The sequence below is a fragment of the Halomarina pelagica genome (genome assembly GCF_024228315.1).
Taxonomy (GTDB): Archaea; Halobacteriota; Halobacteria; order Halobacteriales; family Haloarculaceae; genus Halomarina; species Halomarina pelagica.
Window position 1 is genome coordinate 31,679 of record NZ_CP100458.1, and the last position, 24,161, is coordinate 55,839.

General features: G+C 56.0%; 23 protein-coding genes and 1 pseudogene. 22 read left to right on the forward strand and 2 right to left on the reverse strand.

Going from position 1 to position 24,161, the window contains the following annotated elements; genetic code table 11:
* The first annotated feature begins 22 nt into the window (after positions 1-22).
* The 19 genes and pseudogenes from NKI68_RS22740 (at position 23) to NKI68_RS22825 (ending at position 19,659) form a co-directional block, all read left to right on the forward strand.
* On the forward strand, positions 23-1,222 hold the full coding sequence (locus NKI68_RS22740) for a DUF6361 family protein (RefSeq protein ID WP_254547380.1): 1,200 nt from the start codon (positions 23-25) through the stop codon (positions 1,220-1,222).
* Complete coding sequence (locus NKI68_RS22745) at positions 1,222-3,090, forward strand: phospholipase D family protein (protein ID WP_254547381.1); 1,869 nt, start codon at positions 1,222-1,224, stop codon at positions 3,088-3,090. The genes NKI68_RS22740 and NKI68_RS22745 overlap by 1 nt, the downstream gene beginning before the upstream one ends.
* The gene (locus tag NKI68_RS22750) at positions 3,087-6,317 is read left to right on the forward strand and encodes a C-terminal helicase domain-containing protein (protein ID WP_254547382.1); all 3,231 of its coding nucleotides are present in this window, start codon (positions 3,087-3,089) and stop codon (positions 6,315-6,317) included. The genes NKI68_RS22745 and NKI68_RS22750 overlap by 4 nt, the downstream gene beginning before the upstream one ends.
* A 371-nt stretch (positions 6,318-6,688) precedes the next feature.
* Positions 6,689-7,957, forward strand: a complete 1,269-nt coding sequence (locus NKI68_RS22755) for a hypothetical protein (RefSeq protein WP_254547383.1) — start codon at positions 6,689-6,691, stop codon at positions 7,955-7,957.
* A complete protein-coding gene (locus NKI68_RS22760; protein WP_254547384.1) occupies positions 7,950-9,377 on the forward strand; it encodes a hypothetical protein in 1,428 nt (475 codons plus the stop codon). The genes NKI68_RS22755 and NKI68_RS22760 overlap by 8 nt, the downstream gene beginning before the upstream one ends.
* A gap of 83 nt (positions 9,378-9,460) precedes the next feature.
* Positions 9,461-9,583: pseudogene (locus NKI68_RS24020) on the forward strand (transcription initiation factor IIB family protein); the annotation flags it as partial.
* Between the two features lie 562 nt (positions 9,584-10,145).
* On the forward strand, positions 10,146-11,042 hold the full coding sequence (locus NKI68_RS22765) for a DNA-binding protein (protein ID WP_254547329.1): 897 nt from the start codon (positions 10,146-10,148) through the stop codon (positions 11,040-11,042).
* Positions 11,043-11,320: 278 nt separating this feature from the next.
* Positions 11,321-12,382 carry a hypothetical protein gene (locus NKI68_RS22770; protein WP_254547330.1) on the forward strand — a complete coding sequence of 354 codons (1,062 nt, stop codon included), beginning with the start codon at positions 11,321-11,323 and terminating at the stop codon, positions 12,380-12,382.
* A gap of 206 nt (positions 12,383-12,588) precedes the next feature.
* Positions 12,589-13,524 (forward strand): transcription initiation factor IIB, encoded by a 936-nt coding sequence (locus NKI68_RS22775; protein ID WP_254547331.1) that lies wholly within the window; start codon positions 12,589-12,591, stop codon positions 13,522-13,524.
* A gap of 79 nt (positions 13,525-13,603) precedes the next feature.
* A complete protein-coding gene (locus tag NKI68_RS22780; RefSeq protein WP_254547385.1) occupies positions 13,604-14,488 on the forward strand; it encodes a biosurfactant protein 1 in 885 nt (294 codons plus the stop codon).
* A gap of 565 nt (positions 14,489-15,053) precedes the next feature.
* Positions 15,054-16,001: a hypothetical protein gene (locus tag NKI68_RS22785; RefSeq protein ID WP_254547332.1), complete on the forward strand. Its 948-nt coding sequence runs from the start codon at positions 15,054-15,056 to the stop codon at positions 15,999-16,001.
* A 394-nt stretch (positions 16,002-16,395) separates the two neighbouring features.
* Positions 16,396-16,818, forward strand: coding sequence for a DUF8025 family protein (locus NKI68_RS22790; RefSeq protein ID WP_254547333.1), 423 nt, complete (start codon positions 16,396-16,398; stop codon positions 16,816-16,818).
* Between the two features lie 102 nt (positions 16,819-16,920).
* The gene (locus tag NKI68_RS22795; protein ID WP_254547386.1) at positions 16,921-17,412 is read left to right on the forward strand and encodes a DUF7995 family protein; all 492 of its coding nucleotides are present in this window, start codon (positions 16,921-16,923) and stop codon (positions 17,410-17,412) included.
* Between the two features lie 3 nt (positions 17,413-17,415).
* Positions 17,416-17,781 (forward strand): DUF7568 family protein, encoded by a 366-nt coding sequence (locus NKI68_RS22800; protein ID WP_254547334.1) that lies wholly within the window; start codon positions 17,416-17,418, stop codon positions 17,779-17,781.
* A gap of 77 nt (positions 17,782-17,858) precedes the next feature.
* A complete protein-coding gene (locus NKI68_RS22805) occupies positions 17,859-18,254 on the forward strand; it encodes a DUF7567 family protein (RefSeq protein ID WP_254547335.1) in 396 nt (131 codons plus the stop codon).
* 78 nt (positions 18,255-18,332) lie between these two features.
* Positions 18,333-18,737 carry a DUF6166 domain-containing protein gene (locus tag NKI68_RS22810; RefSeq protein ID WP_254547336.1) on the forward strand — a complete coding sequence of 135 codons (405 nt, stop codon included), beginning with the start codon at positions 18,333-18,335 and terminating at the stop codon, positions 18,735-18,737.
* A gap of 17 nt (positions 18,738-18,754) precedes the next feature.
* Positions 18,755-19,033: a DUF7389 domain-containing protein gene (locus NKI68_RS22815; protein ID WP_254547337.1), complete on the forward strand. Its 279-nt coding sequence runs from the start codon at positions 18,755-18,757 to the stop codon at positions 19,031-19,033.
* A 50-nt stretch (positions 19,034-19,083) separates the two neighbouring features.
* Positions 19,084-19,305 carry a DUF8129 domain-containing protein gene (locus NKI68_RS22820; RefSeq protein WP_254547338.1) on the forward strand — a complete coding sequence of 74 codons (222 nt, stop codon included), beginning with the start codon at positions 19,084-19,086 and terminating at the stop codon, positions 19,303-19,305.
* Positions 19,306-19,359: 54 nt separating this feature from the next.
* Positions 19,360-19,659 (forward strand): hypothetical protein, encoded by a 300-nt coding sequence (locus tag NKI68_RS22825; protein WP_254547339.1) that lies wholly within the window; start codon positions 19,360-19,362, stop codon positions 19,657-19,659.
* 255 nt (positions 19,660-19,914) lie between these two features.
* Here NKI68_RS22825 and NKI68_RS22830 read toward each other — a convergent pair whose 3' ends face one another.
* Both NKI68_RS22830 and NKI68_RS22835 read right to left on the reverse strand, forming a co-directional pair.
* Positions 19,915-20,511, reverse strand: coding sequence for a transcriptional regulator (locus NKI68_RS22830; protein WP_254547340.1), 597 nt, complete (start codon positions 20,509-20,511; stop codon positions 19,915-19,917).
* Positions 20,508-21,878: a GIY-YIG nuclease family protein gene (locus NKI68_RS22835; protein ID WP_254547341.1), complete on the reverse strand. Its 1,371-nt coding sequence runs from the start codon at positions 21,876-21,878 to the stop codon at positions 20,508-20,510. Before NKI68_RS22835 ends, NKI68_RS22830 begins: the two co-directional genes overlap by 4 nt.
* Before the next feature lie 201 nt (positions 21,879-22,079).
* Here NKI68_RS22835 and NKI68_RS22840 point away from each other — a divergent pair, with 201 nt between their 5' ends.
* The 3 genes from NKI68_RS22840 to NKI68_RS22850 all read left to right on the forward strand — a co-directional run bounded on the left by NKI68_RS22840 (position 22,080) and on the right by NKI68_RS22850 (position 24,094).
* Entirely contained in the window at positions 22,080-22,427 is a 348-nt protein-coding gene (locus NKI68_RS22840; protein ID WP_254547342.1) for a DUF8013 domain-containing protein, read from the forward strand.
* A gap of 85 nt (positions 22,428-22,512) precedes the next feature.
* On the forward strand, positions 22,513-23,439 hold the full coding sequence (locus tag NKI68_RS22845) for an ArdC-like ssDNA-binding domain-containing protein (RefSeq protein WP_254547387.1): 927 nt from the start codon (positions 22,513-22,515) through the stop codon (positions 23,437-23,439).
* A gap of 124 nt (positions 23,440-23,563) precedes the next feature.
* Positions 23,564-24,094: a hypothetical protein gene (locus NKI68_RS22850; protein ID WP_254547343.1), complete on the forward strand. Its 531-nt coding sequence runs from the start codon at positions 23,564-23,566 to the stop codon at positions 24,092-24,094.
* Positions 24,095-24,161: the final 67 nt, after the last annotated feature.

Below are 24,161 nucleotides of genomic sequence, written 5' to 3' on the forward strand. Positions count from 1 at the left end.
CAATAGCTGGCCCACAGCACGAATGTCGTCTTTCTCCTGGCTTGCATACTCTGAATCCGAGCGTGAACGAACTCTCGACATCATCTCGCAATTCTCTGAGCGTGATACGCGTGATGAACTCGGTATCGGGCGTATCCGTGATGCATTTGCAGACCTTCTGTTCCCAGGAACGAGTACCATCCAAACCCGCGCTAAGTATTTCCTTTTCGTCCCCTGGATGTATCGTGAGCTTGAGCAACGACGGACACCTTCCGATACCATCGCGAAGAAAGCCCGGCGATATGAAATCCAACTCATTGACTCACTCCTTCAGAATGAGGACACGGACGGAATAATCGGTCAATACGCCAAGGGTGACCTTCAGCGGATTCCGAGTAACATTTACTGGAGTGGTCTCGGGGAATGGGATATCAGACACTACAACGGCTCCCAAAATCAGTATCATAACTCTCTCGATGTCTATTATGAAATTCTCCACCGCGACCAGCGGACAGAAACAGGAGACGTCGTCGACGAGGCACGCTCGAATTGGGACCCGAACCTCCCCTCTCAACCCTCTGATTTTCCGAAGACAGCTACCCTCGAACTCCGTCCCGTGGATGCTGAGTATCTTCAAGATAAGATCTTGCAATCGGTCTCCGATTCCATGCTTGCTGAGGTTCTCTATATCGGGCATCTCGATGCAGACCCTGAATTCCCATGGGAATACCCATACTTAGGTCAACTATCAGAGGACGTTCGAGAAATACTGGCGCATGCGCGAAACTTCTCTGAGGTAATGCACGGCGCGGCTCTGCTCTATAACCTGATGCTTGCGCAAAAATCCGACGATGAAGAGCTCGTCGACAAATACACCTCGCGACTCGAAGAATGGGCCCGGATAGTTGATAGTCGGCGCACAGCGTTCAATACCTGGGATATCGACCGGTTCTGGAACATCGTCTCTAGAGCCAGTGCCACTACACCACCGGGTATGAGACAATTCGTCGAGCGGTGGATCGATCTCGCCACCGAATCGCCGCATACCGTTTCCGCTGACGCGGACGCACGCCAACTCATTAGCGACCGTGAGCGTCGGCTGAAACGTGGGCGAGCACGGTTGCATGATGCCCGTGCGCTTGAGCAGTGGGGCGGTGAAGCGGGTGCACAGCAGCTGAATTATCGCTGGAGTTCCGCGAAAACCCACCTAACAGATATCTTTGCTGGGTTGGAGGCTGCGTAATGCTCGAGCCCCAGGATCGGTCACTGCTTCACGAGACGCTTCGGCCGCCTGCTGGTTACGATCTCGATTACGCGGTCGGGGCTACATACTCATTGGACCTCACCGCGTTACTCGCCGTCCCGCTGGCTTTCACGAGACACCAACAGGTAGGAACAGAGCCAGAGGATTTCGATCCAGTCGCGATTCTCGACGCACTTCGAAAGAACTCCGAGAACATGACGCTGTTTTGCCAGGCCGGAGGAATACACGTTCCCTCACAGCAGCATCCGCTCTATCAGCTTCTCGAGGATCTCGTTGTCGAGACGACGACGCCGAGTGGGAGTGGATCGTTTCACCCGAAGACGTGGGTCCTCCGGTATACAGCGCCGGACTCACCCGTTCACTATCGGTTTCTGTGTCTGAGTCGCAACCTCACCTACGCCCGTTCGTGGGATACTGTTCTCACGCTCGATGGCAAACTTACAGACCGCGAGTATGCCTACACACGGAACCATCCACTCGGCGATTTCATCGAGGCGCTTCCGAACATGGCAGTTCGAGAACTTGGAGACGAACGACAGGAACGGATCGCAACGATTCAAGACGAAATTCGCCGCGTCGATTTCGATCCTCCCGACCCGTTTGAAGAGATCGCCTTTCATCCATTTGGAATCGACAGCAGAGACCAGTGGCCGTTCCCAGATCGCTCGACTGATCTCGTCGTTGTATCGCCGTTTCTGTCGAGATCGCTGCTCAGCCAACTCAACCCCGAGTCACGACACGCAACACTAATCTCGCGGTGGGAAGAACTCGAAAGTCTCACAGAGACTGCATTAGAGCCGTGGGACGAGGTCTTCACCCTCAGTAGGGCTGCTGAATTAGACGAGCAGAGCGACGATCTCGAAATGCCATCCGAGGACGCCGATGAGTCCACCCTTGAAGATGACGAGGATGCTCTTCGAAGCCTCCATGCGAAACTCTTCCTCGTAGATGACGGTTGGGATGCCCGCGTGTATACGGGGTCAGCGAATGCAACTCGAGCCGCCTTTACTGACAATGTGGAGTTCCTTGTCGAGCTTCGTGGAAAGAAGAGCAAATGCGGTACCGGTGTTTTGCTTGGACAGAAGGACAGCGAGATGTCACTACGTGATCTGCTCGAACCATTCCAGTACGATGGGACGACGAGTCCCGATCCGATCGCAGAGAAGCTGGAGAAGGAACTTCGTGATATCAAGCAAGCCGTGGCATCAAGCCAGATCTCTGCATTCGTTGAGCAGAGTACAGAAGGAGAGGAATACGTTTTCACTCTCCGTACTGATGGGACATCTCTTTCGTTGCCACACAAAGCGTCGCTTACAGCACGTCCGATATCACTCCAAGACCGTGCCGCAACAGACGTCACACTTGATTCGCCCGAGTTGGCGACCTTCACACTCTCGTACGAGGCCATTACGAGCTTTATCGCGTTCGAGGCGACGGCTGAAGCAGCAAGCAAAACACAATCAGAGACCTTCGTCCTGAATATCCCACTCGAGAATGCACCTACGGACCGAAGGCAACGGCTGCTGCGAACGATTGTAAATGACCGCCGTCGATTCCTTCAATTCTTGGCCTTGCTCCTCGGCGATACCGATACGACGTTCGGATATCTCCTCTCTCAAACGAACTGGAAAGACTGGGATGGAACCTCTCGGAACGGTGAATTAGAGCAATTCCCATTACTGGAACAGCTTCTCCGCGTCCTGTACCAGAATCCAGAGCAGCTTGACCGAGTTCATGAGCTTATGACTGATCTGGAAGCTGTTTCAGATGAGGAAAGTGTCCTGCCTGATGGCTTTACTAGTGTGTTCGATCCGATCTGGGCAGTCAAATCAGGTGGTGAGCAATGACTGATGAAACACCGCCCGATATACCAGAGGTACTAGCACCGCTCAAGGAGTTTCAACAACAGACTGCAAAGTATGTGTTTAATCGATTATACACCGATGAGGACTACACACGCCGATTTCTCATTGCCGATGAGGTCGGATTGGGGAAAACGCTCGTCGCCCGAGCAGTGATTGCCCAGACGATTCAGCACTTGTGGGATGACCTCGACCGGGTCGATATCGTCTACGTCTGCTCAAACAGTAGTATCGCTCGGCAGAATCTTGATCGCCTCGTTCTCTCAGATGATCAAGAACACGCCTACTCTTCTCGGATTACCCTTCTTCCGAAGGAGACACACTCCTTCGAGGAGAACAAGGTGAACTACATTTCATTTACTCCCGGAACCTCGTTTGATCTGAAATCGAGCCTTGGTCGGATGGAAGAACGCGTCGTCCTCTACCATCTCCTTCGTGAACCGTGGGACTTGGAGGGTATGGCGCCACTGAACGTCCTCCAAGGCCGTGCAAGCCATCAGCGCTTCCGCTCACGAGTCGCTAATTTCGATGTGGATCTCGACGAGCAGCTCTCGCACTCGTTTATCGAAGCGCTTGAAGATCGCCCGGCGTTGAAAACGGAGTTCAAGGATCTCTGTGATCACTATGTGCAGTTCAACAGTCAAGTGTCCGAGTCCGTTCGTAAACGGCGTCGAGACCTAATCGGAGACATCCGGAACGTCCTCGCGTCCGTTTGTGTTGACGCACTCGAGCCAGACCTGATAATCCTCGACGAGTTTCAGCGCTTCAAACATCTTCTTGAAGGAGATACTGAAGAAGGAGACCTCGCCCAACGACTTTTCACATACTCTAATGCAGCTGCGGAGGCGCGTGTTCTGCTTCTCTCAGCAACCCCGTACAAGATGTACACGATGGCTCACGAGCGCGACGAGAACCATCTTGCAGATTTCGTTCGGACACTCGAATTCCTCGTTGGACCAGATGCAGCCAAGGAAATACAGGAGCTGCTCGATTCCTATCGCCGATCACTCTACCAGCAACACGATTCGATCGACGAGCAACTCCTAGAACTCAAAACAGCGATCGAGTCTCGGTTGAGTCAGGTGATGGTGCGAACTGAACGGCTTGCAGCCTCTCCAGACCGGAATGGGATGCTGACAGAGATACCCTCAAACGGGATGGGGCTCCAACCACCGGAGGTTCAAGCATATCTCGAACTTCGCAGTGTTAACGAACTGCTGGAGGGGCCGTCCATTATGAATTACTGGAAGTCCTCTCCCTATCTGCTGAACTTTATGAATGACTATTCGCTGAAGCGGAAGTTCAGACGAGCGCTTGATGATGGAGGCGTGTACCCGCAACTGGTCTCACAGCTCAGTGAGAGCCAGTATCTAAATCTCTCAGCGAGTGCTATCGAGTCGTACGAGCGTGTGGAACTACGGAACGCGACGCTCCGGTCACTTGTTGACGACATTATCGAAACCGGAGCCTGGCGTCTCCTGTGGCTTCCGCCCTCACTCCCGTATTATGAGCCGGGCGGTCCGTTTGGTGAGCCGGATATTTCGGGCCTGACGAAGCGCCTCGTCTTCTCCTCCTGGCAAGTCGTTCCAAAATCGATCGCAGCGATGGTGAGCTATGAAGCCGAGCGGCGAATCGTCTCCGAGTTCGACCCTGAAGCGTCCTATTCGACTGGCCGAAACACGCGGGGATACCTGCTTCGTATCGCAGAGAACGACGGACGGCTGACTGGGATGCCCCTCTTCTCACTGCTCTACCCGAGCGTCACGCTCGCAACCATCGGGGATCCTTCGATGATTACTCCCACTGAGGAGGGACGCGATCGTCCGAGCCAAGAGACGGTTCGTGCCACGATTGCTGATCGTATTGAATCACGACTGCAGCCGCTACTCGACCGAGTTCCTCACGATTCACTTGACACCGGAGGACCTCACTCTCACGATGAGGCGTGGTACTGGGCCGCACCACTTCTGCTTGATCTGGAGAATTATGAAACGGCGATCACTGCCTGGTTAGGCCGTTCTGATCTCGCCTCTCTCTGGCAAGGGGAGTTAGCAGACCGCGCTTCGTCGAGCGAGCACAAACACTGGGATGCACACATCGCACGCTTCCGGCAAATGGCAGCTGGCGAGATACCACTAGGTGCACCACCCGATGATCTGGTCGAGACGCTAACCGACATTGCGCTTGGCGGTCCTGCAACTTGCGCTCTCCGAGCTCTGACGCGAATCGTTGACACAGAGGATGAATCAAACCTCGAAGCGGCGATTACTGGTGCGGCGCAGGTTGGCTGGGGATTTCGATCTGTGTTCAATCTCCCCGAAACAACATCTCTCATTCGGAGTCTCCACCCCGCAGAGCCCTACTGGCGTCGAATCCCGGAGTACTGCCGCGACGGGAATTTCCAGGCCGTCCTCGACGAGTGGGTACATATGCTCAATGATTTCGGCTTAGCGGATGAACCGCCCGAGGTTGTTGCTACCACTGTCTCCGAGCGCATGGTCCAAGCACTCAGTCTTCGGACCGCGTCGGCAAAGCTCGACGACGTTCAAGTACACGACGGGGACATCGACCTACAGGAAAAGGGTATCCGGTGCCATTTCGGGCTGCAGTTTGGCGACGTCGAAGATTTCGATTCGTCGACGACCATTCGAACCGATCAGGTTCGACGTGCCTTCAACTCCCCATTTTGGCCCTTTGTTCTGGCAACGACGTCGGTCGGGCAGGAAGGACTTGATTTTCATCCATACTGCCACGCAGTTGTGCATTGGAATCTTCCGTCGAATCCGGTCGATCTTGAACAGCGTGAGGGGCGGGTTCACCGATACAAGGGACATGCGGTTCGAAAGAACGTGGCACGGGCCTATCAGTCGCAGGTCCTCCCAACACGCAACGGCGTCGATGTTTGGTCGGAACTGTTTGAGCACGCCTCACGGTCCGCTGAAGCAACTGATACAGACCTCGTTCCCTATTGGGTGTTCACGAACAGCAACGGAGAGAGCGCCCGTATCGAGCGCCATGCGCCGGTGCTTCCAGTGAGCCGTGAGGAACAGCGACTAACTGAACTTAAGCAATCGCTTGCAGTCTATCGGATGGCGTTTGGGCAGCCACGTCAGGACGACCTCGTTGAGTATCTCCTGCAACATCTCTCTGAAGACGAGCTCGGTGAGCAGTTCGACGACCTTAGAATCGATTTGTCACCGCCGCAATTGTAGGTCTGCGATCGAATGGTGCGCTGTGATCGCGTTCTTCTGTCTCTATAGAAAGCCCTCGGCCGCTCGGCATCCCGCGCCCCCGGGAAGACGGTCCTGCTCACTCCATTGCGCGGGCTGCGACTTCCCTGCCTTCGTTCGCTGCACTCACGAGGACGCCGCTGCGCTCCTCGTGCCTGCGGTGCTTGCGGGGTCGGGGGACGACCGAGACGGCCTCGCCCTTTCTGAGTCCGCCAAGATGCCGGCTGAGTGTGCAGCCGACAAAATCGTTCAGTACTGGCCCCACCCTAAGGGGAGTGTATCCTGTGTCGATTTACTCACACCGTTCTGGAAGATATACTTATAAAATCCGATAGCGTTGTTATGACTCACTTGTGACAGTAGAACCGCTGGATCCGGATCCTGAGTTGGTCTCCGAGCTTGAGTCCCGCCCAAAGTGGTTTCTGGAGCGGCTCTATGAAGTGTTCGCTGATGACGTGCTGGATACCAAGGCGCCGACACTGCGAGAAGTACTAGCTGATAGGCATACAGATCAGGTGAGACAGTTCCTCGAGGACTACGAGATACTGAGCGAGAGAAACGTCAATCGCCGCTATGCCGAGGAATACCTCAACAAATCACTCGGGATTAGTCGTGAAGACTTGGATGTGAGGGATCGGTATGAGCTTCTACTGGTCGTGTATGAGAACGGTTGTCGGGACAAGCTCCGGTCAATGATCATCAGGTCTGAGCTTTTCGCCGTCAAGAACGAGCGAGAGTTCCAGCTAGATCAAGAGCTCAACCTCGATGGTGTAGAGAATCGGGTTACTGCCTTCCTCCGAAAAGCGAACGTGGAGGAACAACATCTTGATCCGATCCAAACCACCGTCGATGAAAACGAGTCGTCGGTGGCACTGGATATCCGACAGGAGTATGGAAGGAAATATCGTAACGTCTTCGCGTTCAGGCAGTCACCAGGGCAAGAAAATGTGCCCGTGAACCCGTCGGTCGAAGGAACGTCATTCTATCCCCTTCGAAATATGAGTATTGGCGTTGAACCCAAAGATGGTGAAACCGTAATCACGTTCTCGAAATCAACAGATAACTGGGAAGGGACCCTCACTGAGCTGTTCTCCGATGTTTTTGGTGTCGGTAATCTATTCCAGAAGCTGGAAGAGAAGAGTTCGCCTGGCGTTCAAGAGATCCAGCAGGACACGATTGCGGCCGTAGAGGACGAGTCGACCGATACAGCCGATACCGTACGTGAGGCGGTCCAGCAGCGCACCGAGACAGCAGCGGAGCAGATTGACCAGTCTGACGAGCCTGAGGAGACGAAGGAGGACCTCAAGCAACGCGTTGAGACTTTCCGGCTCGTCGGGTACTCGATATCTAATGACCAGGCCACCAGCACCGACGAATTCACTATAATTGCGGACGACCTGAACCATGTTTTCGGTACTATTGAGGGGATTGAGCTTAGTTTCGAGGATTACCTAGAGAAGGCAGAGAAGGATAATATCCAGTTGATTTTCAAGATCCAGAACGAGCATGTGAAGCTGAGTGCCGGCGACTGGGAGCCGCTTCGAGGTCCTCGTATCACTGCCGGGAACAAGGAAGCGCTTGAAATCCTTCTGAGTGAGATGGATGAACCGGACTGTGATTGACCCAATTCGCTCGTTTATCGGACATGGAAAGCCAGTCCCATTAGATGATGTACCGGAGGCACTAAGGGACACTCAGTACGTCGAAGAACGGTTGATCGAGCCGTCTGAATGCCCTACCTGTGGTGACGGGGTTATCATCGTCGATGAGACCGATGACGCGTATGAGGTTCGATGCCATTCAAACCACTTTCGCACCGTCGCTAAATCCGAACGGATACGGTACGTACCATCATTCGACCGGTTACTTCGGGACATCGCGGCAGAACTTGATATCGAGGTCACATCGATCAACGACGATAATCTCCCGCGATACGTGATCGGGAAGACCTCCCGTGCTTTCACCCTGTATCTGGTGTATGCGCCGCGGCACTACGAGGATACGATCAAAGAGATCTATGAAGACGCTATTGAGCTGGGACAACCATCAATTCTCATCACACCGAGAAATACGATTTCTGAGATTGTTGAACTCCAGTTCTTGTTTTCTGTTGGCCATCTCGTCCAGGCAGTCCCGTTTCAGAAGATTGGCGAAAGCGAACTACTCACTGACTACCTAGATACTGCCGAACAGATTGAGCGGCTTGACGAGGACGTGATGGCCAAGCGCTTCGGGGACGACATCGACGAACTCAGGAAACGAGTGAAAGCTAACCCGAAGTACATCCTCTCGATTCTCTCTAATATCCGTATGCTCCGGGAAAATGGTGAGATCGGTCCGGGTAGTGGGGAACTCCTCGAAAACACTGCCGAGGCGGTGTTCATGCACCTCTTCCCGACACAGCCAGCGCGGGGTGGGGAAGCCGATTCAGGCGAGAATCTTCCGGATAACGTGTTCTACATCTGGGAGGAGGGCAACTATGACTTCATAGATTTCGAGCCGATTCTAGGGCTTGTCGACACCAAATCGGGGAAGGATGCGAATTTCGCGAAGGAGCCGGTCAGCGGGAAACACGATGACTACGTAAAGTCCGCAAGAAAACTATCGTTCAAGCACGGCTCTGTCGCTCATATCTTCGTTGTCCTAGATATCGATGGACAACAGGAGATCAAGTTTCACGACCGGATGAAACCCTCGTATGAAGAGAATATGTATCTGATTGTGCTGACTTTAGATGCACTGGTCACAATATTCGCTGCGTATCTTTCCAGCGTGGTCTCTAATGAGTTGAAACTCAATATGGCGAACTTCTCCAGAGCGGTTTATCCGCTGTTCCATCGGGACACATTCAATTCTGAAGAGTTTCAGCACCTCCGCCGAATATTTAGAGAGGTAGGACAGGAGCCTGAGGTATACCAAATGAAACTGCTGGAGCGACCGGACCTCATGGTCATCAATGACAAGGTGGTCATGGAACACCTCCGCACCCTCATTGAAGGGCCTGCGGAGGTAGAAGAAATTCTCAGCCAATATTTCCAGTAAGTACTGCTTGGCCTGTTATCAAGCCATTATCACGCACAACGTGGCGTCTCAGAGAATTGCACATCCCGCAAATCACCTTCGAACTCGATTGTCCCGACAAAATCCGACGATCAGCTTGAACACTTGCTAAAGAGGCTGAGGTCGTCGGCGTGACGAGGGGCGTCCATCCCGCAGGCTTCGCCGTGATCTGCCTGTACAAAGCCGGGTGAGAAACGGGTCGCTAGTTGATTCAGTCCGACGCTACCGGATGAACGGGTGGTTCGTCACGGCTCGCCCCGTTCGCCGCATGCCGCCCTCCGCGTCGCTCGCGACCGACCATTCCGGGCTGTCGCGGTCTCGTTCCTACGTCACTCGACCGCGTTCCGGGCTAAAATGAATGTGCCCTCGACGCCAGCATTAAGCGCGTTTTCGGTTGCGCCCCTCGCGGGCTTTCGCGTTCCAGCGCTTTGGGCCGTTCCGCGCGGCGAGTCACACCACGACTCGCCGTGCTTACGACCGTCGCCCTGGACACGAACCCGCAGTCCGGGCCGGACACGAGAAACGGCTTAACGCTGGCCGCTCGCTCCGGGCGGGTCGGCGCGCGGTGCTGGTTGGGTAGCCTCCCTGAGGCGCGCTCTCGCTCGCGCCCCAGGGGGCGCTCGCGAAGGCGCGAGCGAGAGCGCGCAGATGATTCTGTCGGTCGTTGTCGTCGGAAAACCGCGATGTCAGAGCATCGCGGTGTCGGGCGCGTGAGCGCCTTCGTCGGAAATCACCCTGTAAGTGATTCCAATGTCAAGTAAGAACGTTCCCAGTGAAGTAGTTTCGGTCGATGAACAGGCGTTCGAAAACGCGGACGAAGCGGAAGTCGACGAGGACGGCTTTGAGGTCGTCGATGAGACGCCTGAGTTCCAGGCGACGGTGCAGATGGAGGTGCAGGCAAAGGTCGATGCGAACCACCCGGACGGGATGGTCGACACCAGTGACGAGCGGATCTACGGTGCGACCCTCGAACAGGAAGAGCGCATTCGTGCGCGGGAAGCTGAACTGGAGCGCATCAGTGCCCAGGCAGAGCTGGGGACGCAAGACGGTCGCGAAAAGCGGACGCGAGATATCGCGGCGAAACGGAGCGCTGAGCGGCGTGCAGAGTTCCAGAAGCGGGCGGCGAGCGTGAACCCGATGGCTGACCCGGAACGAGGTGATCCTCGTGCAGAACTTACGCAGGAGCAGTTGGCGGCGGTGAACAAGCAGTCGGTGCGGCTGGCGAAGAAACTGGATGGCTGGTCGCGAGCAGCGATTGGTCGGCGGCTGGGTGAAGCCGTGGTCGGTGGGAAAGACCTGATGAGCGCGGTCGTCGGGGTGTTCGAAGAGTTGCAGACGGCTCCGGGGACGGTGATTCCCATCGGGACGCTCGAGGACGTCAATCGCAAAGAGGTGAGCATCGAAGGTCGCGTGACGGTGCTTTGGGAGCCGTCGAGTCCAGCCATTTCCCAAGTTGGTCTCATCGAAGACGACAGTGGGAAAACGAAGTTCACCAGCTGGAAAGCATCAGATGCCCCCTGGATCGAAGAGGGCGAGCGCGTTCGGATGCACGGGGCGGCGAAGAACTGGTACAATGGGCGCGTCTCCGTAGCCCTCACTGGCTGGTCGACCCTGCATTTCCCTGAGCGCGGTCGCTGGTGGGAATAGCCGGTCGTCGCATCCTCCTTTTTTGCTACGTGCCGGACCGACCCAGGCCCCACCGCCCCACCCTCCGCTCCGTGCTCGCTTCGCTGCGCGCGCAGCCACAACCTTGAGTCTTCAAGTAGGCGGTGGGAACAAGTAGACACACACTATTGTGCATCGAGTGATGAGAACATACTTGGTCGTACGGTGGTCCAATAGTCTATTACGGATGATTTGCTGAGGGTTGGCGTTTTGAATAACACATCAACATATTTCACCCCTTGTAGTCGAATCAATTCATAATGCCCATCTCGAATGATGAGTTGCGAGAGCACTACGATGCTTTTGTGGAGCAAGCAGGTAGCGAGTTCTCCGATGAGCGTATCGAAAAGAAGCAGGAATTCCCTGAGCTTGTCTCAGAGGAGACTCTCGCGAATCTCGAAGAGGGAGATATTCGTGAATTAGTTCGGAATCTCTGGGCATTCCGAGGCTGGACGAATAAAGACTATCTTGTTGACCAGATACTCGAAGACGGAATAGAAAGCGTCCGAGAACAGTTCCAGGAAGCACTCTATGAAACGGATGACGTTGCAGTCAAGTTCGACATCTTGAACGAGAATGTCAATATGCTTGGACCTGCGAGCATCACAGAGATCTTCACCTTTGTATACCCGAACGAGTGTGCGATTTACAACCGGCGGGCACGAGAGGCACTCCAGTATCTAGGATACGATGTTCCTGCTCGTCTTACTAGTGGGGAACAATACGTAGCGTTTCTGGAGACGGTGAACGAACTCAAGCAGCGGCTCGATAACATAGAAGACGAAATTCATTCAGCTATAATTGAGGATCTTGTTGACGTCGACTATTTCCTGTTCCACATCTCCGAATTAGATACCACCCAAGAATTAGAAGGCGAAATTACAGGTGAAAACGAACCGATCGAGGATTTCGACCACGAGGAATTCAAGCAAAAACTCGTTGAGATCGGAGATGGCTTGGGATTCGACGTAAGCGATGAATATGATGCTGGCCCCGGCGCACGATTAGACGTTCGGTGGAGTACTCGAGTAGCCAACCTTGGGATGATAGCGTACGCATTTGAGGTCCACCGCAACGGGAGCCGTGATTCGGCCCTTCTTAACCTGATGAAGGCACAGAATGCGGATCCAACACTTCAAAAGCTCGTAATTGTATCAACGCAAGAACAAATAGAACGATTCCAAGACGAGGCAGAGGCAATTTCCGCAGACCTCGCGAAGTCACTCGCCTACTTTGAGGTAGGGCAAGTGCAAAAAGCTGAGAACCATCTCGAGGAGCTCAAAGATATTCTCCAGACTGCCGAGCTGATGGTCGAGTCCTAATTGTCGGTGCCCGATCCAACCGCTCAAACATAAGCCAGTGAGACTGTGATGAATTGGCTGACCACTTCTCGTGCCGGAAGAATGCTCAGGTGAGTCGTCGAACCTTCCTCAGATGCCTAGCAAACATCCTCACGACATCGCACCTACAATTGTTTATTGCCCCTGAAGGGGTGCGGGGTGCAGACAAGACATCTCGCAAACTACCGATGGCGACGAGACATATCTACGAAACTGGCTTCGACGAAGACGCATCGACCGGCAACACACCGTGTCCTGAATGCGGCGGCCAAGTAAGAACGAACAGGGTCGAGACGGTTTGTGAGGATTGTGGCCTCGTTATTGACGAACAGACCATCGACTATGGGCCGGAATGGCGGTCGTTCGAAGACGACGAAGAAACTCCGAATCGATCAGGTGCACCACTCACCGTCGCACGTCATGACCGAGGGCTGTCAACCGAGATCGGTCGCAGGAAAGATGCGAACGGGAACAAGCTCTCTGGGCAAAAACGCCAGCGGCTATCCCGAATGCGGCGTGAGCAGATTCTTGGTCGGTTCCAGTCGAAAGCTGAGCGAAACCTCGCACACGGCCTAGGTGAAGTTCGAAGAATCGCGAGCGTCCTCGAGCTCACAGATTCGGTTCGTGATCAAGCGTGTCAACTGTTCCGGAGCGCTCAAACCGAAGACCTGCTCCGAGGTCGATCAATCGAGGCGATAGCTGCAGCAAGCATCTACGGAGCCACTCGTTGTAACGGCCTCCCACGAACACTCGACGACATCGTCGACGCGGCACAGGTCAAGCAGTCAAGAGTCAAGAGTGCCTACAAAACGCTAAATACCGATCTTGGCCTCCCGACCCAGCCTGTTCGTCCGAGCGAATTCATTCCCCGCCTTGCGTCTGAACTCGATGTTCCGGACTCCATTCGACAGCGAGCTCGAAGGTTGGCCGAACAAGCTGAATCAACGAGTGCGACAACGGGTGTCCGGCCAGCAGGCTTTGCAGCGGCCTGTCTCTACACAGCTGGACGTGAAGATGGTCGGTGGCTGACGCAGTCGGAAGTTGCAGAAGCTGCGAACGTCACTCCACCAACCATCCGGTCGCATCAAGATGCACTGGCTGAACTGGTCCTCTGTGGCCTCTGACTCGGAACGTTCAGTCTGTACTGGGCGTGGGGCTGATGTTTAAAAGCGAAGACGAGGGAACGTGCTGGTAGACGTCCCCATGACTGATCGTTACGCTGATTTCGAGGAACTCCGACCGCGTGGCGAGGCGACACAGATTCCCGACGGTGAACTCACCAGAGACGGTCGTCGCGAGTCATCCAGAGGCCGACCCGGGGAGCTACTCGTGGGCTATCCAGATGACGCAGGCCCAACAGCGAGCGAGTGTGCTTCCTGTAGCGCGTCAATTCCTACCAGCCAGACCAAGTGCCGGTTCTGCCTCACGAATCATCTCGGAGCGTACACCGATGAACAGCAGCCCGCAGACACCGAGTGGACACTGCTTCACGTCGTCCAGCTGCTCGTCGAGGCCTCGACCGTCTATCACGCCGTCGCGAAGGGCGCTGCGGCAGCCACCCTCCTCGCGAAGCCCGACAGGGATCCAGCTGTCGACGACTGCCAGCTGATCTACGATTTCGACGACGAGCCTACTGTGCTGCTGACCGACGAGTGGCCCTTCCTTCCAGATGCCGTACGGGCTACCTCTGAGCGTGGTGACCGATTGCTTGCGGCAGCTCGTGAACGGACGAACTGGACCGAGCTGACCGAGGTGCCACGTGGAGAAGCGCACACGACGTTTCTGTACGACGAGGGGGGACAAGGCATTCGCGATAAGGATCGGCTTACAGGCCTCCTTGAGTGCGCCGAGAACGGCGTCTGGTTGGTGCCAGCGATTGCACTCCAGCGTTCCGTCGACGACGTGCAGTCCGAGAATCGTCAACCTAGCGTTCCCTCGAAAACGCGGCTTGACTGTCGCAGCTGCGACCGAACGACTGTGCATCAGTTCCAGGAGTTCGAGTCTGTCCCCGCTGCAAACTGGACTGGACAGCCGATGTGGGAGTGTCAGGTGTGTCAGTTACCTCGTCACGGGCCAGACCCCTGCTAAGATACTCGGCAGAACAACACCTTAACCAATAGAGAATGTAAACGCCCGAAGTTGTTGGTTAAGACCGTAGCAGGACCTGGCGAGTGACATTAACGGATTCACTCATTTTTCTGGGATAGGAGTGGGCAGGGCTATACATTGTGGGGCCACGAGACACATGGAGACCGACTACATCGCGCTCGCAGCAACCTCGATATTGATAGAGTACTAGGCGGCGGTACCTCGGCGTCCAGTCCTTCCACACCACGTCGACAGAGGAACCGGAAGCCACGGACACGGGGAACTCACCAGAGACTTCGGCTAAACGTTTCTGCTGACGATCACCAGCCTGGTGATGATCCTCGCATTCGACCCCCTGGTGGCTCACACTGAGCGGCGGCGAGAGTCTGCTGGCGTTCTGGGGAATGGTGTGACCGCAACCAACCGGTTTCGACTCGAACGGGTCACAATTCGTCGTCCACGTTACTTGCGGTGTCATTTCATCGATTCATATTTGGTCAACACTGGAATTATCACTGGTCGAATAGGTTATATATCAACAAGCACGTAGTGTTTCTGATTATATATGTTACCACTGGTACCGGTAGCCGCCATCGCAGCCACAGCCCTCGGCGCAGGGGCTGTCGGCCACCACGTTTCAAAACGTCGCAATGCCTCCGATTCCCAGACCGGTCAGGAGGGCGAGTCCGAGGTCGAGTTCAAGATTGACTCCAACATCGCCTACTTCTTCGACGACGATCTATACGTCCCGAATGACGTGCTCGAAGACGCCGCCGAGGAACTCGGTGTCGATCCCAAGCTCGTCAAGAACGGAAAGCGAGCTGCTGTCAGTGTGCCCGTCGCGAAACAACTCGCATCGATGGTCGCTGACGTCGGCACAGATAATCACGTGCAGGCGGGCGTCGCCGAACGAATTCACGCGAAAGAACTCGCTCGGATGCTCGGAGGCGAAGCGGTCTTCGATAGTTCCAGCGTTTACGCTCCAGACGAAGGGGTCGACGCCGTGATCAAGACCGCGGACGCCGAGTTCAAACTTCAGGTCAAACATCTCGCCGAGCAGGTGGGTGACGCGACGGCCAAGGAGTACGCTGACATCGTCGATTACCTCGCATCGACCAACGGATTCAAGGAGAGTGTTGATCCCGCGGCTCACGGGCTTCAGGGTTTCTCGAAGGCAGACTGGTCGTGGCGAGGACGAACCGAACTTCGTGGCCACCAGTTCATCAACGGGCTTCGAGAACTCTACGCCACAGCCCTCAGCGGGTTGGGCTGGCTAAATCGGCACGCAAGAACCTTCGCAAGGGCGGCTCGCCGCTTCCTGAGCTCCATGATGAAATCTGTCGTAGGTAAGGCCACCGCGGCTACCTCGTGGTTCCTCGCTCTCTCTCTCGGCCAGCAACTCGCCATCATTGCCGCTCTCATCGCCCTCGTCGCCGCTGGTTACTTCGTCTATAAGTGGTATCAGAATCGGAACCCTCACACATCGGCTGGGTCTGGGACCCCAAGCGTCTAACTCTCCAGCCCGCCAGAATTCGCGACCCAGCTTTTTCGATCGTCACGTGAGAACTTATCCTGAAACCGCAGCTCCCAATCGAAGTGAAACTAGGACGAAACTGCCACCCCCACCATCCCCACCCACTTCGGAGGTGAAAGGTGCTACCCACCGGAAAACCACCGACCACGTCCGCCTTCAGCAAGCACTTCACGACTCTCATATAGCCCGATGACTCCGTGGAAATCGCCGCAATCACGCCAAGGACGAGGCCGTGCTGGAAGCTCCCTCAGTGGCCAAACTATATCACAGTCAAAACGTCCAGACAATTTCAACAGATCCAAACAGCTCTGCTTCGAGGCGCTGCTGTTTTTCGAGGGCTGGAAGAACTGAGCCCTCGTGGGCTCATGATTCCATGACTGAGGAACTAGCCGACGATCCGTTCCACGACTGCGAGTTAGACCCCGACGCGGTTCTTGGGACACAGACCTTCGAAGACGTCCTGTTCACCGACGACACAGAGACGCCAGTGAACGTGCTGACTGGCGAGACACCAGCGCATTCGCAAGCGACCGTCGAGGAGGCGAAGGCGTTCGCAGCAGACATCGACACCGACACGCCACAGATCGCGCTCCCTACCTCGGTCGAGACACAGATCGAAACCCAAAGCAAGCCCTACACCACAGCCGCGTTCTTCCACTTCAAGGCCACTGGCTCGCTCACGCTCCATCGAGCCTACCACGCCGCCTCCGAATCGGACGCGTTTACCGTCGACTTCGAGGCCGACTACGATTCGGGGGATTTGACGATCACCGTCGAGCAAGTGGAGAACTCCTGAAATAGGGAGTATCGAGTTCGTTTTTGTGCGCCGGCGATGGGTGACGGCGCAGGCCGGAGCGCGAGAGAACGCCCGGAACGCCGGTGCAGCGAGGTATTTGAGATGCACATGCTTATTTACGCACTGGTAGAAGCATCGACACATGACAACGCGTTGGCCATCGGAAAGACGGTGTTTGACCGTCTGGTCGGCGCGGACCCGCATTCCTCCACCGTGTTCGATTACTACGTCTGCTTCGACGAGGAGAACACGAAGGTCGCGGGTAAGGCGCGGTGGGGTGACCTCCCGACCGCAGCCCCCATCGGCACCGACAACGGACAGGACTTACTCGACCAAGGATGGGAAGCGACGAAAGAAGAATTCGAGCGCAATCTCGAACGGGTGAAGGAATCCATCGGCGAACTCTCCGACGAGGAGATCATGCGCGATGAGAATCTCGCTCGGCACGCGTTCCACCAGGTCGGCGCGTACGACGGTCCATCGGTGTTCCTGTATACCCAGCATGCGAGCGGCATCCGGCATCGCGAGCAACTGGATCGACTCCTCGAAGAGAGTGAGGACCTCTGGATCGTCCCCGCCGACGTCCATTTCTAACCGATGCCCCGACTCACCAACTGGACGCGAGAACGTCGTACACCGTCGCTCGCGTATCGAAACACCGAGACTGAAGCCCGAGCCGTTCTCCATCGCGCCCCGGACTCATACCGGTACAAGTGGCGTGGCGCAATCCTCGTCGACGGCTACCCGGTCTGGTCGCGAGGGTATGAGACGAAGGACGCGACTGCGTTTCGGAACGCGCTCCGTGACAGACCAGCGCCCGAATTGAGTTGTCCGGAGTGTCTAAACGGCGATGTGGTCGTCGGAGGGAAAACGGCTGACCGCGCGAAAGTTCAGCGCTGGTTCGAGTGTCGGAACTGTGGGTACGAAGCACCCTCAGAGATCGTATACGGCGCCGAACGCTAATCGGTCGAGAACGCGTTGGGAGCTGTTTATCGTCCGGGCAGGAGAGGATGCCCCGGTTTGACCGGGGCGGTTCAACGATGAGCCTCGAAGTATTCAACCGTCACAGTGAGGCACTGTTCGAGTTCCTCTGGTGTCCGGTCTGCGGGCACGAGGTGTTCAGTCATATCCCCTTCGAGGGCGTGTTCTGTAAGAACTGCAACACACAGGTGGAACTCCAAGAATCACATGAGGATCGTGGCTACGAGGAAGCCGTCCTCGCCTGCTTCGATACCGCCACGACCTGGAACCTCCACGTCGACGAAAAACTTCGTCGCGACCTGCCTGACGAGTCGGCGAGGATGAAGATCCTCGGCGCACCGGACGCCTACGAGGTCGACTGGTGGAGTCCCGAACCCGGCAACGACTGGGAGCCGGTCGAGCGCGGTGAATTCGCTGACATCGAAGAACCTGCCGACGTGTCTCACTTGGCGTAAGGAGAGGCGTTCGTTGGGGAGTTTTTCCACCCCCTGAAGGGTGCGGGGGTGCTCGAACGAGCCCCCTCGAACAGAACTATGAGTGGAATCAGTGATCCACACTCGCACGAACAGTCATGGGCTTCGGATGATTCCGACGTCGTCTACGTCGGTTACCGTCGTCGTGGCCGGGCCATCGTCGAGATACACCCCGATCAAGAACAGCTCACGCCGGATAGGAGTCTTGAACTAGCGAGTCACAGTCATTCGGGCTTCGAGTGGGGATATGGTGGCAGCGGGCCGGCCCAACTCGCACTCGCCCTTCTGCTCGATTACACCGACGACGAGGAGGTGGCACTCGCGGAGTACATGTCCTTCAAGACCGAGGTCGTGAGCCAGCTGGAGTGTACAGCACCCGACGGCTGCTGGCGACTCACCGGGCGCGAGATCGACGCAGCTCTTCGCAAGACATCGGATGATCCAGTCGCACCGTCCGTCAACTAACGACCAGAGAACAATCCATGTCAGAACACACGCAGCAGTCTCGTACGGACGCCGAATCGATGGAGAATAGTGATCGACAACCGCCAGTAGAGTACGTCGAGCGGAGCGACGTCGGTGTCTCGCTCACCGTGAAGCTCAAGCGGGGAACTGGGACGAGGGATGAGGACCAGATCACGGCCAAGGTGAAAGCGAAAACGCTCGAAGATGCCCGTGAGGACATGGAGACGCTTCGAGCATACATCCACAATCTCGCCGAGGATACTCGCCAGATTCAACCTGAGGAAGACGGCGGGTAGCGACACGGTGCGGTTTATCGACGCCTCATGAGGGACTGAGGCGACAACCAATGAGTGATACTTCAGAGCAGTCCACCGACGCAAGCGGTCTCTCACCGAAACAACGCCTCGAGCCACCGAATACCCGGTTACTCGACGCCGGCATCGCGACGATCCACGATATGAATACGCTGCGAGCGTGCGTTGCTTACGAGAACGCCCACCAGCAGCGCATACTGATCCTCCGCCGACTCGAACAACGGGCGGAAGAGATCCGTTCACAGGACGACTGAATCGACGCTTGTGGGCAGTTTTTCGAGCCACTAGTGGATGGAGGCTCGATCCAGATGAGCGACCGACCAACAATCCAGATTCAGCGACAGACCGCGTTCGGTGACGATGGCCAACTCGAAGTTACAGAGACGAGCGTCGAAACCTCACTCGAGGACTTCGGCGCAGAGGTGGATCACCGCGACCGAGACTCGCGACTCGACCAGCCAGAAGCGAGTAAGTTCGGCGTCGACGACCGGCCAGAAGTAGAACGATCGTCTGAGAGCGACCAGTCATCTCTCTTCGCCACGACTGACGAAGACCAGCAGACCTTGACTGGCGATAAAGCGGTCGCTCGTTGTCTATTTGAGGATTAACCAACACGCGTTGGTCTTTTCGCCGGTAATGCGACACCGAGACTGCTACTGAAGCGGCTGTCACCTGCCTCCAGTAGCTTTTGAACCGGCCGTCGCGTTGTAGCCTGAAAAGACCAACGATGGATCCACTCGGTTCCGTTGGTTAATTCATAGATGACGTTATCTCACCGATACCCACTGTAGACTCGCAGGACAACCAATCTCGACGAGCGTTCAAGATCAAAGCCCCGTCTTAGGAACGAGATCAGCGTTCTATCACCCTGTGAGTTCCCAAGCAATGGCTGCACCTTGTTGATGTACTGGATGGCGCAGCCCCGTGAACTCAGCGATAGTCTGGGTTTTGAGTGTCAAATTGTACCAGTACTCAACATCTCTCACAACCTTCTCGGCCAGCTTCGTGGCATCCATCAGCGGAAACGCTCCATCAGCTGGTTCGTAGTAGAGCCCAAGCAGCCCACCCTCTGTTTCGAATTCGCTATCGGCGAGTTTCTTTGCGTCGGCGACAAGCGAGTTCGAGAATGGACTGTAGACCGTAGTATAGGCCGCCGGTTCAATATCACCGTTGTCGCGGTAGAATCGAAGCAGCTTCGCTTCAACCGGGATCTGAGACCCCTCGCTCTCGAGGAGGATGTCACATCGCTGCTCGCTATTTGGGTACGGGACTTCAGTCTCCGTGACTTCGTAGCAGGTAGACTGTTGTCCAAGTCGTTCCACGAGTCGTCGTACTTGCTCTTCTTCGTCGAACGCACCGATACCAGGCTGCCACCGCTGGTGTTCGGCTGTAGCGTCGATCTGGGGGACGACATCGGAAACATCGCGTGCAAACTGGTCAAGAACTGCAGTCGTAATCATCGAATACCCTCGAACGAAAAGTCGGTGGTCTTAATCGGTGCGTCATCAGGGACGTCACTCTTGTTCAACAACCGATCAGGGAACGCAGCCTGCGCAACGCCGATCAGCTGTGGCTCGACCTCGGCAAGATACGCGTCGTAGCCGTACGGCCCCGTGTGCAGTTCCTGGTTCCATGCCTTCACCCAGAGGTACACCTGCTCTTTGAGGCGATGCGTTCCCTGTTCAAACAGCTCGCTCGCCCACGGGACCTTCCGTGTATCATCCTCGAACAGGGCCATCGAGAGCTCACCAACGTGCCAGTAGTCCCCATCACCCCACCGAGCAAAGCTCCTCGTACTCGACCGCTCAGTAGCAATTTCTGTGAAATTCGCACTCAACTCGTTCTTCTTGCCGTACGCTTCCGCCTTCCCAACGTATCGCGGAATGACCGTCAGTCGATCACTTCTGTCGGCGTCGGCGAGCTGGTACATGAGATAGATCAATCCCTCGTATCCGTCGTCCCTCACCCCGCCCGAGTGGACGCATTTTCGTCCCTCGGTGCGGATTCGCTCATCGATGGCATCCGAGCGCTTGAGGCGACCAGAGTTGGTGAGCTTGACCTGCAGCCGGTCATCCGTGTCGAATAGCGGAATTGGGTCAGCTGTCGATTCGTCAGCAACGTCCGGATAGACGTACCTCTCGAGCCAGTGAGCCCACAGATCGGCTTTCGAGTGGTGTTCCGTGGAGAGGTCGTACCGAGGAGGCGCGTCTGCCGTTTCTGGCCTTGTAGACTCGGTCGAGAGCCAAGTGTGGCCAGCGAGTCCGATTTCGTGTAGAACTCGGTTTGGGACGAACTCGCGATTGGTCATGGTCCGCCGATACTCTGGGTGTGCGTAGATGAGTCCAATTAGCTTGGCTTCCAGTTCCTGCCGGTAGGTCGCCACACCGTAGGGACACACATCAAGGGTTTCGACGTCCAGAATCCAGACGTATAGTTGTGAGTCAGCTGCCTCTCGAACCGCCGCGATGTGGTCGTATTTCGAGAAGCTCCCCCACGAGCCGTCGTCCTCCCAGTCGTCGATCGGGATGGCTTCATCGATTTTCTTGTAGTGCTGGTAAATTCGAGACCCGATATTTCGGGATTCGCCGACATACACCGGGGTGATGTCTGCGGCGGTATTGATCGGCTCGTCTGCAAGGTAGATGAGATACAAGTATTCGCCATCGTTCTTCCCATACCGATAGCGGTCGAGTGCGTCGGTCGTGGTAAGTTCACCATCGACCGTCGTCAAGAACGGCACTGGATCTAACCGATCGGGTGCATGGATATCTTGGAGGAGAGTTCGTTCAATCCATGTGGCCCACAAATCAGCCTTCGAGGCGGTCATCTGATACATACTCATCGATTTCTTGACTTACCAGTTTCGTCACTCATTGGCAAGAGCAGCCGTGATATGCCACGGTCTTACACGCAGAGGGACGTTCTTGATGAGTAGGGCGTCCGCTGTCCGTCCGCGTTGGACAGTGAGCAATTTTTCGCGCCCTGAGGGGGCGAGGGCTCGATATAGGTCTTCACATAGGAGGGTTCCATGAATCAACAACAGAATTCGAGAGATATCTCGATCGATGAGATTCCAGTCGATATCGCAAGCACACAATCCGCCGAGGTAGACCCAGCTGACGTCCCCGAGGAGATTCAATCGATCACTTGTGGGCTCGCGAGTGAACAGCCACCGACGAACCCATTGATCGTCCTGAAAGCCGCGCGGTGGTGGTACCTCCATGGAGAAGGTGGAACCGATCCCGTCTTTCGATGGGCACTCGACTGGGCGTTGAACCTCGCGACCGACACGCCGAGTGACGTCGAACGATTCGAGGAGTTCCTCGAATACCTCGTTGCGGTCGGCTTCGCTAACGAAAAAGAAACCCTCCGATAGCGACCGCGAGTCGTTTTTCTGCCCCCGAAGGGTGCGGGGCGTCCTGAACTGACACCAGTGGCGTCAACCGAATTTGGTGACCAACATGGCTACAAGCAGTGACTCATCGGTCTCCTTCGACCAGACCGACACGCGATACGACGAGATGCACAGCACGATTGAACGGTGGGTCGACGACCTCGTCGAGCGTGTCGACGACGCACAGACGAGCGCGGAGTTCCAGGAATGGCTCGACTTCCAGAGTCGCTTCCACGACTACTCCTACCGGAATACGCTGCTCATCAAACAGCAGTGTCCCGAGGCGACGCGGGTTGCTGGGTATCGGACGTGGCAGGACGAGTTCGACCGGCACGTCCAGGAAGGCGAGCAGGCCATTTGGATCTGGGCACCGATCATCGCGAAACAGTGCCCCGAATGCGAGAATTCGCCGGGCTATCACGAGCGGAGCGACTGTGAGTACGACGAGACGCCACCTGAGGGATGGTCAAAAGGGCTCGTTGGGTTCAAGCCCGCGCCAGTGTTCGACATCTCCCAGACGGATGGCGAGCCGCTTCCCGATCTCGACACGGCCGCCACCGGCGATGCCGGTGACCTCGTCTCACGACTTACCAGCGTCGGTGATGACGTTGGTGTGACCGTCCGAATCGTCCCAGACGAAGAGTGGTCACACGGCAGCGCGAATGGTGTCTGTGAGCGGGTGAGCCTCATGGACGTCCAGCCACTCGTCGAAGTTCGCGATCGGTCGAATCAAGCGGACCTCGCACGGACGTTGGTCCACGAGTACGCTCACGCATTGCTCCACGCCACTCTCGACGATACTACTGAGCGGTCGAAGCGCGAAGTCGAAGCAGAGGCCGTTGCGTACATCGTCGGCCGATATTGTGGTCTCGACACCAGTGGCTCAGCGTTCTATCTCGCGGCATGGGAATCCGACGATCCAGAGGTAATTCGCGACCGGCTGGGTCGTATCAGCCGAACAGCAGAGGAACTCATCGAGGTGCTCGTGGACTGACCTGACGCCAACCCCCTCCCCCAGATTCCAATCGTACACCTGAACAGACCTCCCGTGATGGATACGGTCGATTTTCTCGCGCCCATGATGGGCGGAGGCGCGCACGTCGCTCTTCCATCGAACAATGACCGACCACTATCTTCCCATAGTTCTCGAGGAGGCGCATCAGCTAGCTAACCATCAACCAGAGCTGGCCCAATCAACCGAGCAGCCAGCGCACGAGTATCTGCGGTATGCGGTCCTGCAACTGCTAGAAGCCGATGCCGACGACACGTACACGGACGTCGACCCCGTTCACGATGTGACAGTTGGCTACGGAATGGATCAAGCGATGTTCGACCACTGGGCGTCTGAGGTCGACTGGTGGGAGAGTATTCCGCCACAGGAGAACTGCACGCGATTTCGGATTTTCTACTCCAACGAGCAGGACGCAGTTCCTCGAACAGTCGTTGATGTGATGGCAGCACTAGGTGCATGGCACGTCTGGACCGGAGAAGCCTCAGAACACGGCTCATACGACCACTGTGATCGACACGAAGTCCACTACCTCTGGCCGAAGCATCATCCAATCGAGGAATTGCTGACTTCTCGACTTCAAAGCACGCAGTCAATCGTTGAATCGTCGGGCGTTCACAGCAGGAACAGTACCCGGTAGACGGGTTTTCAGGATGTTGGAACGTGTGGAGCCTTGTTGACCGATGTTGTGGATAAGTAGGTTGCTG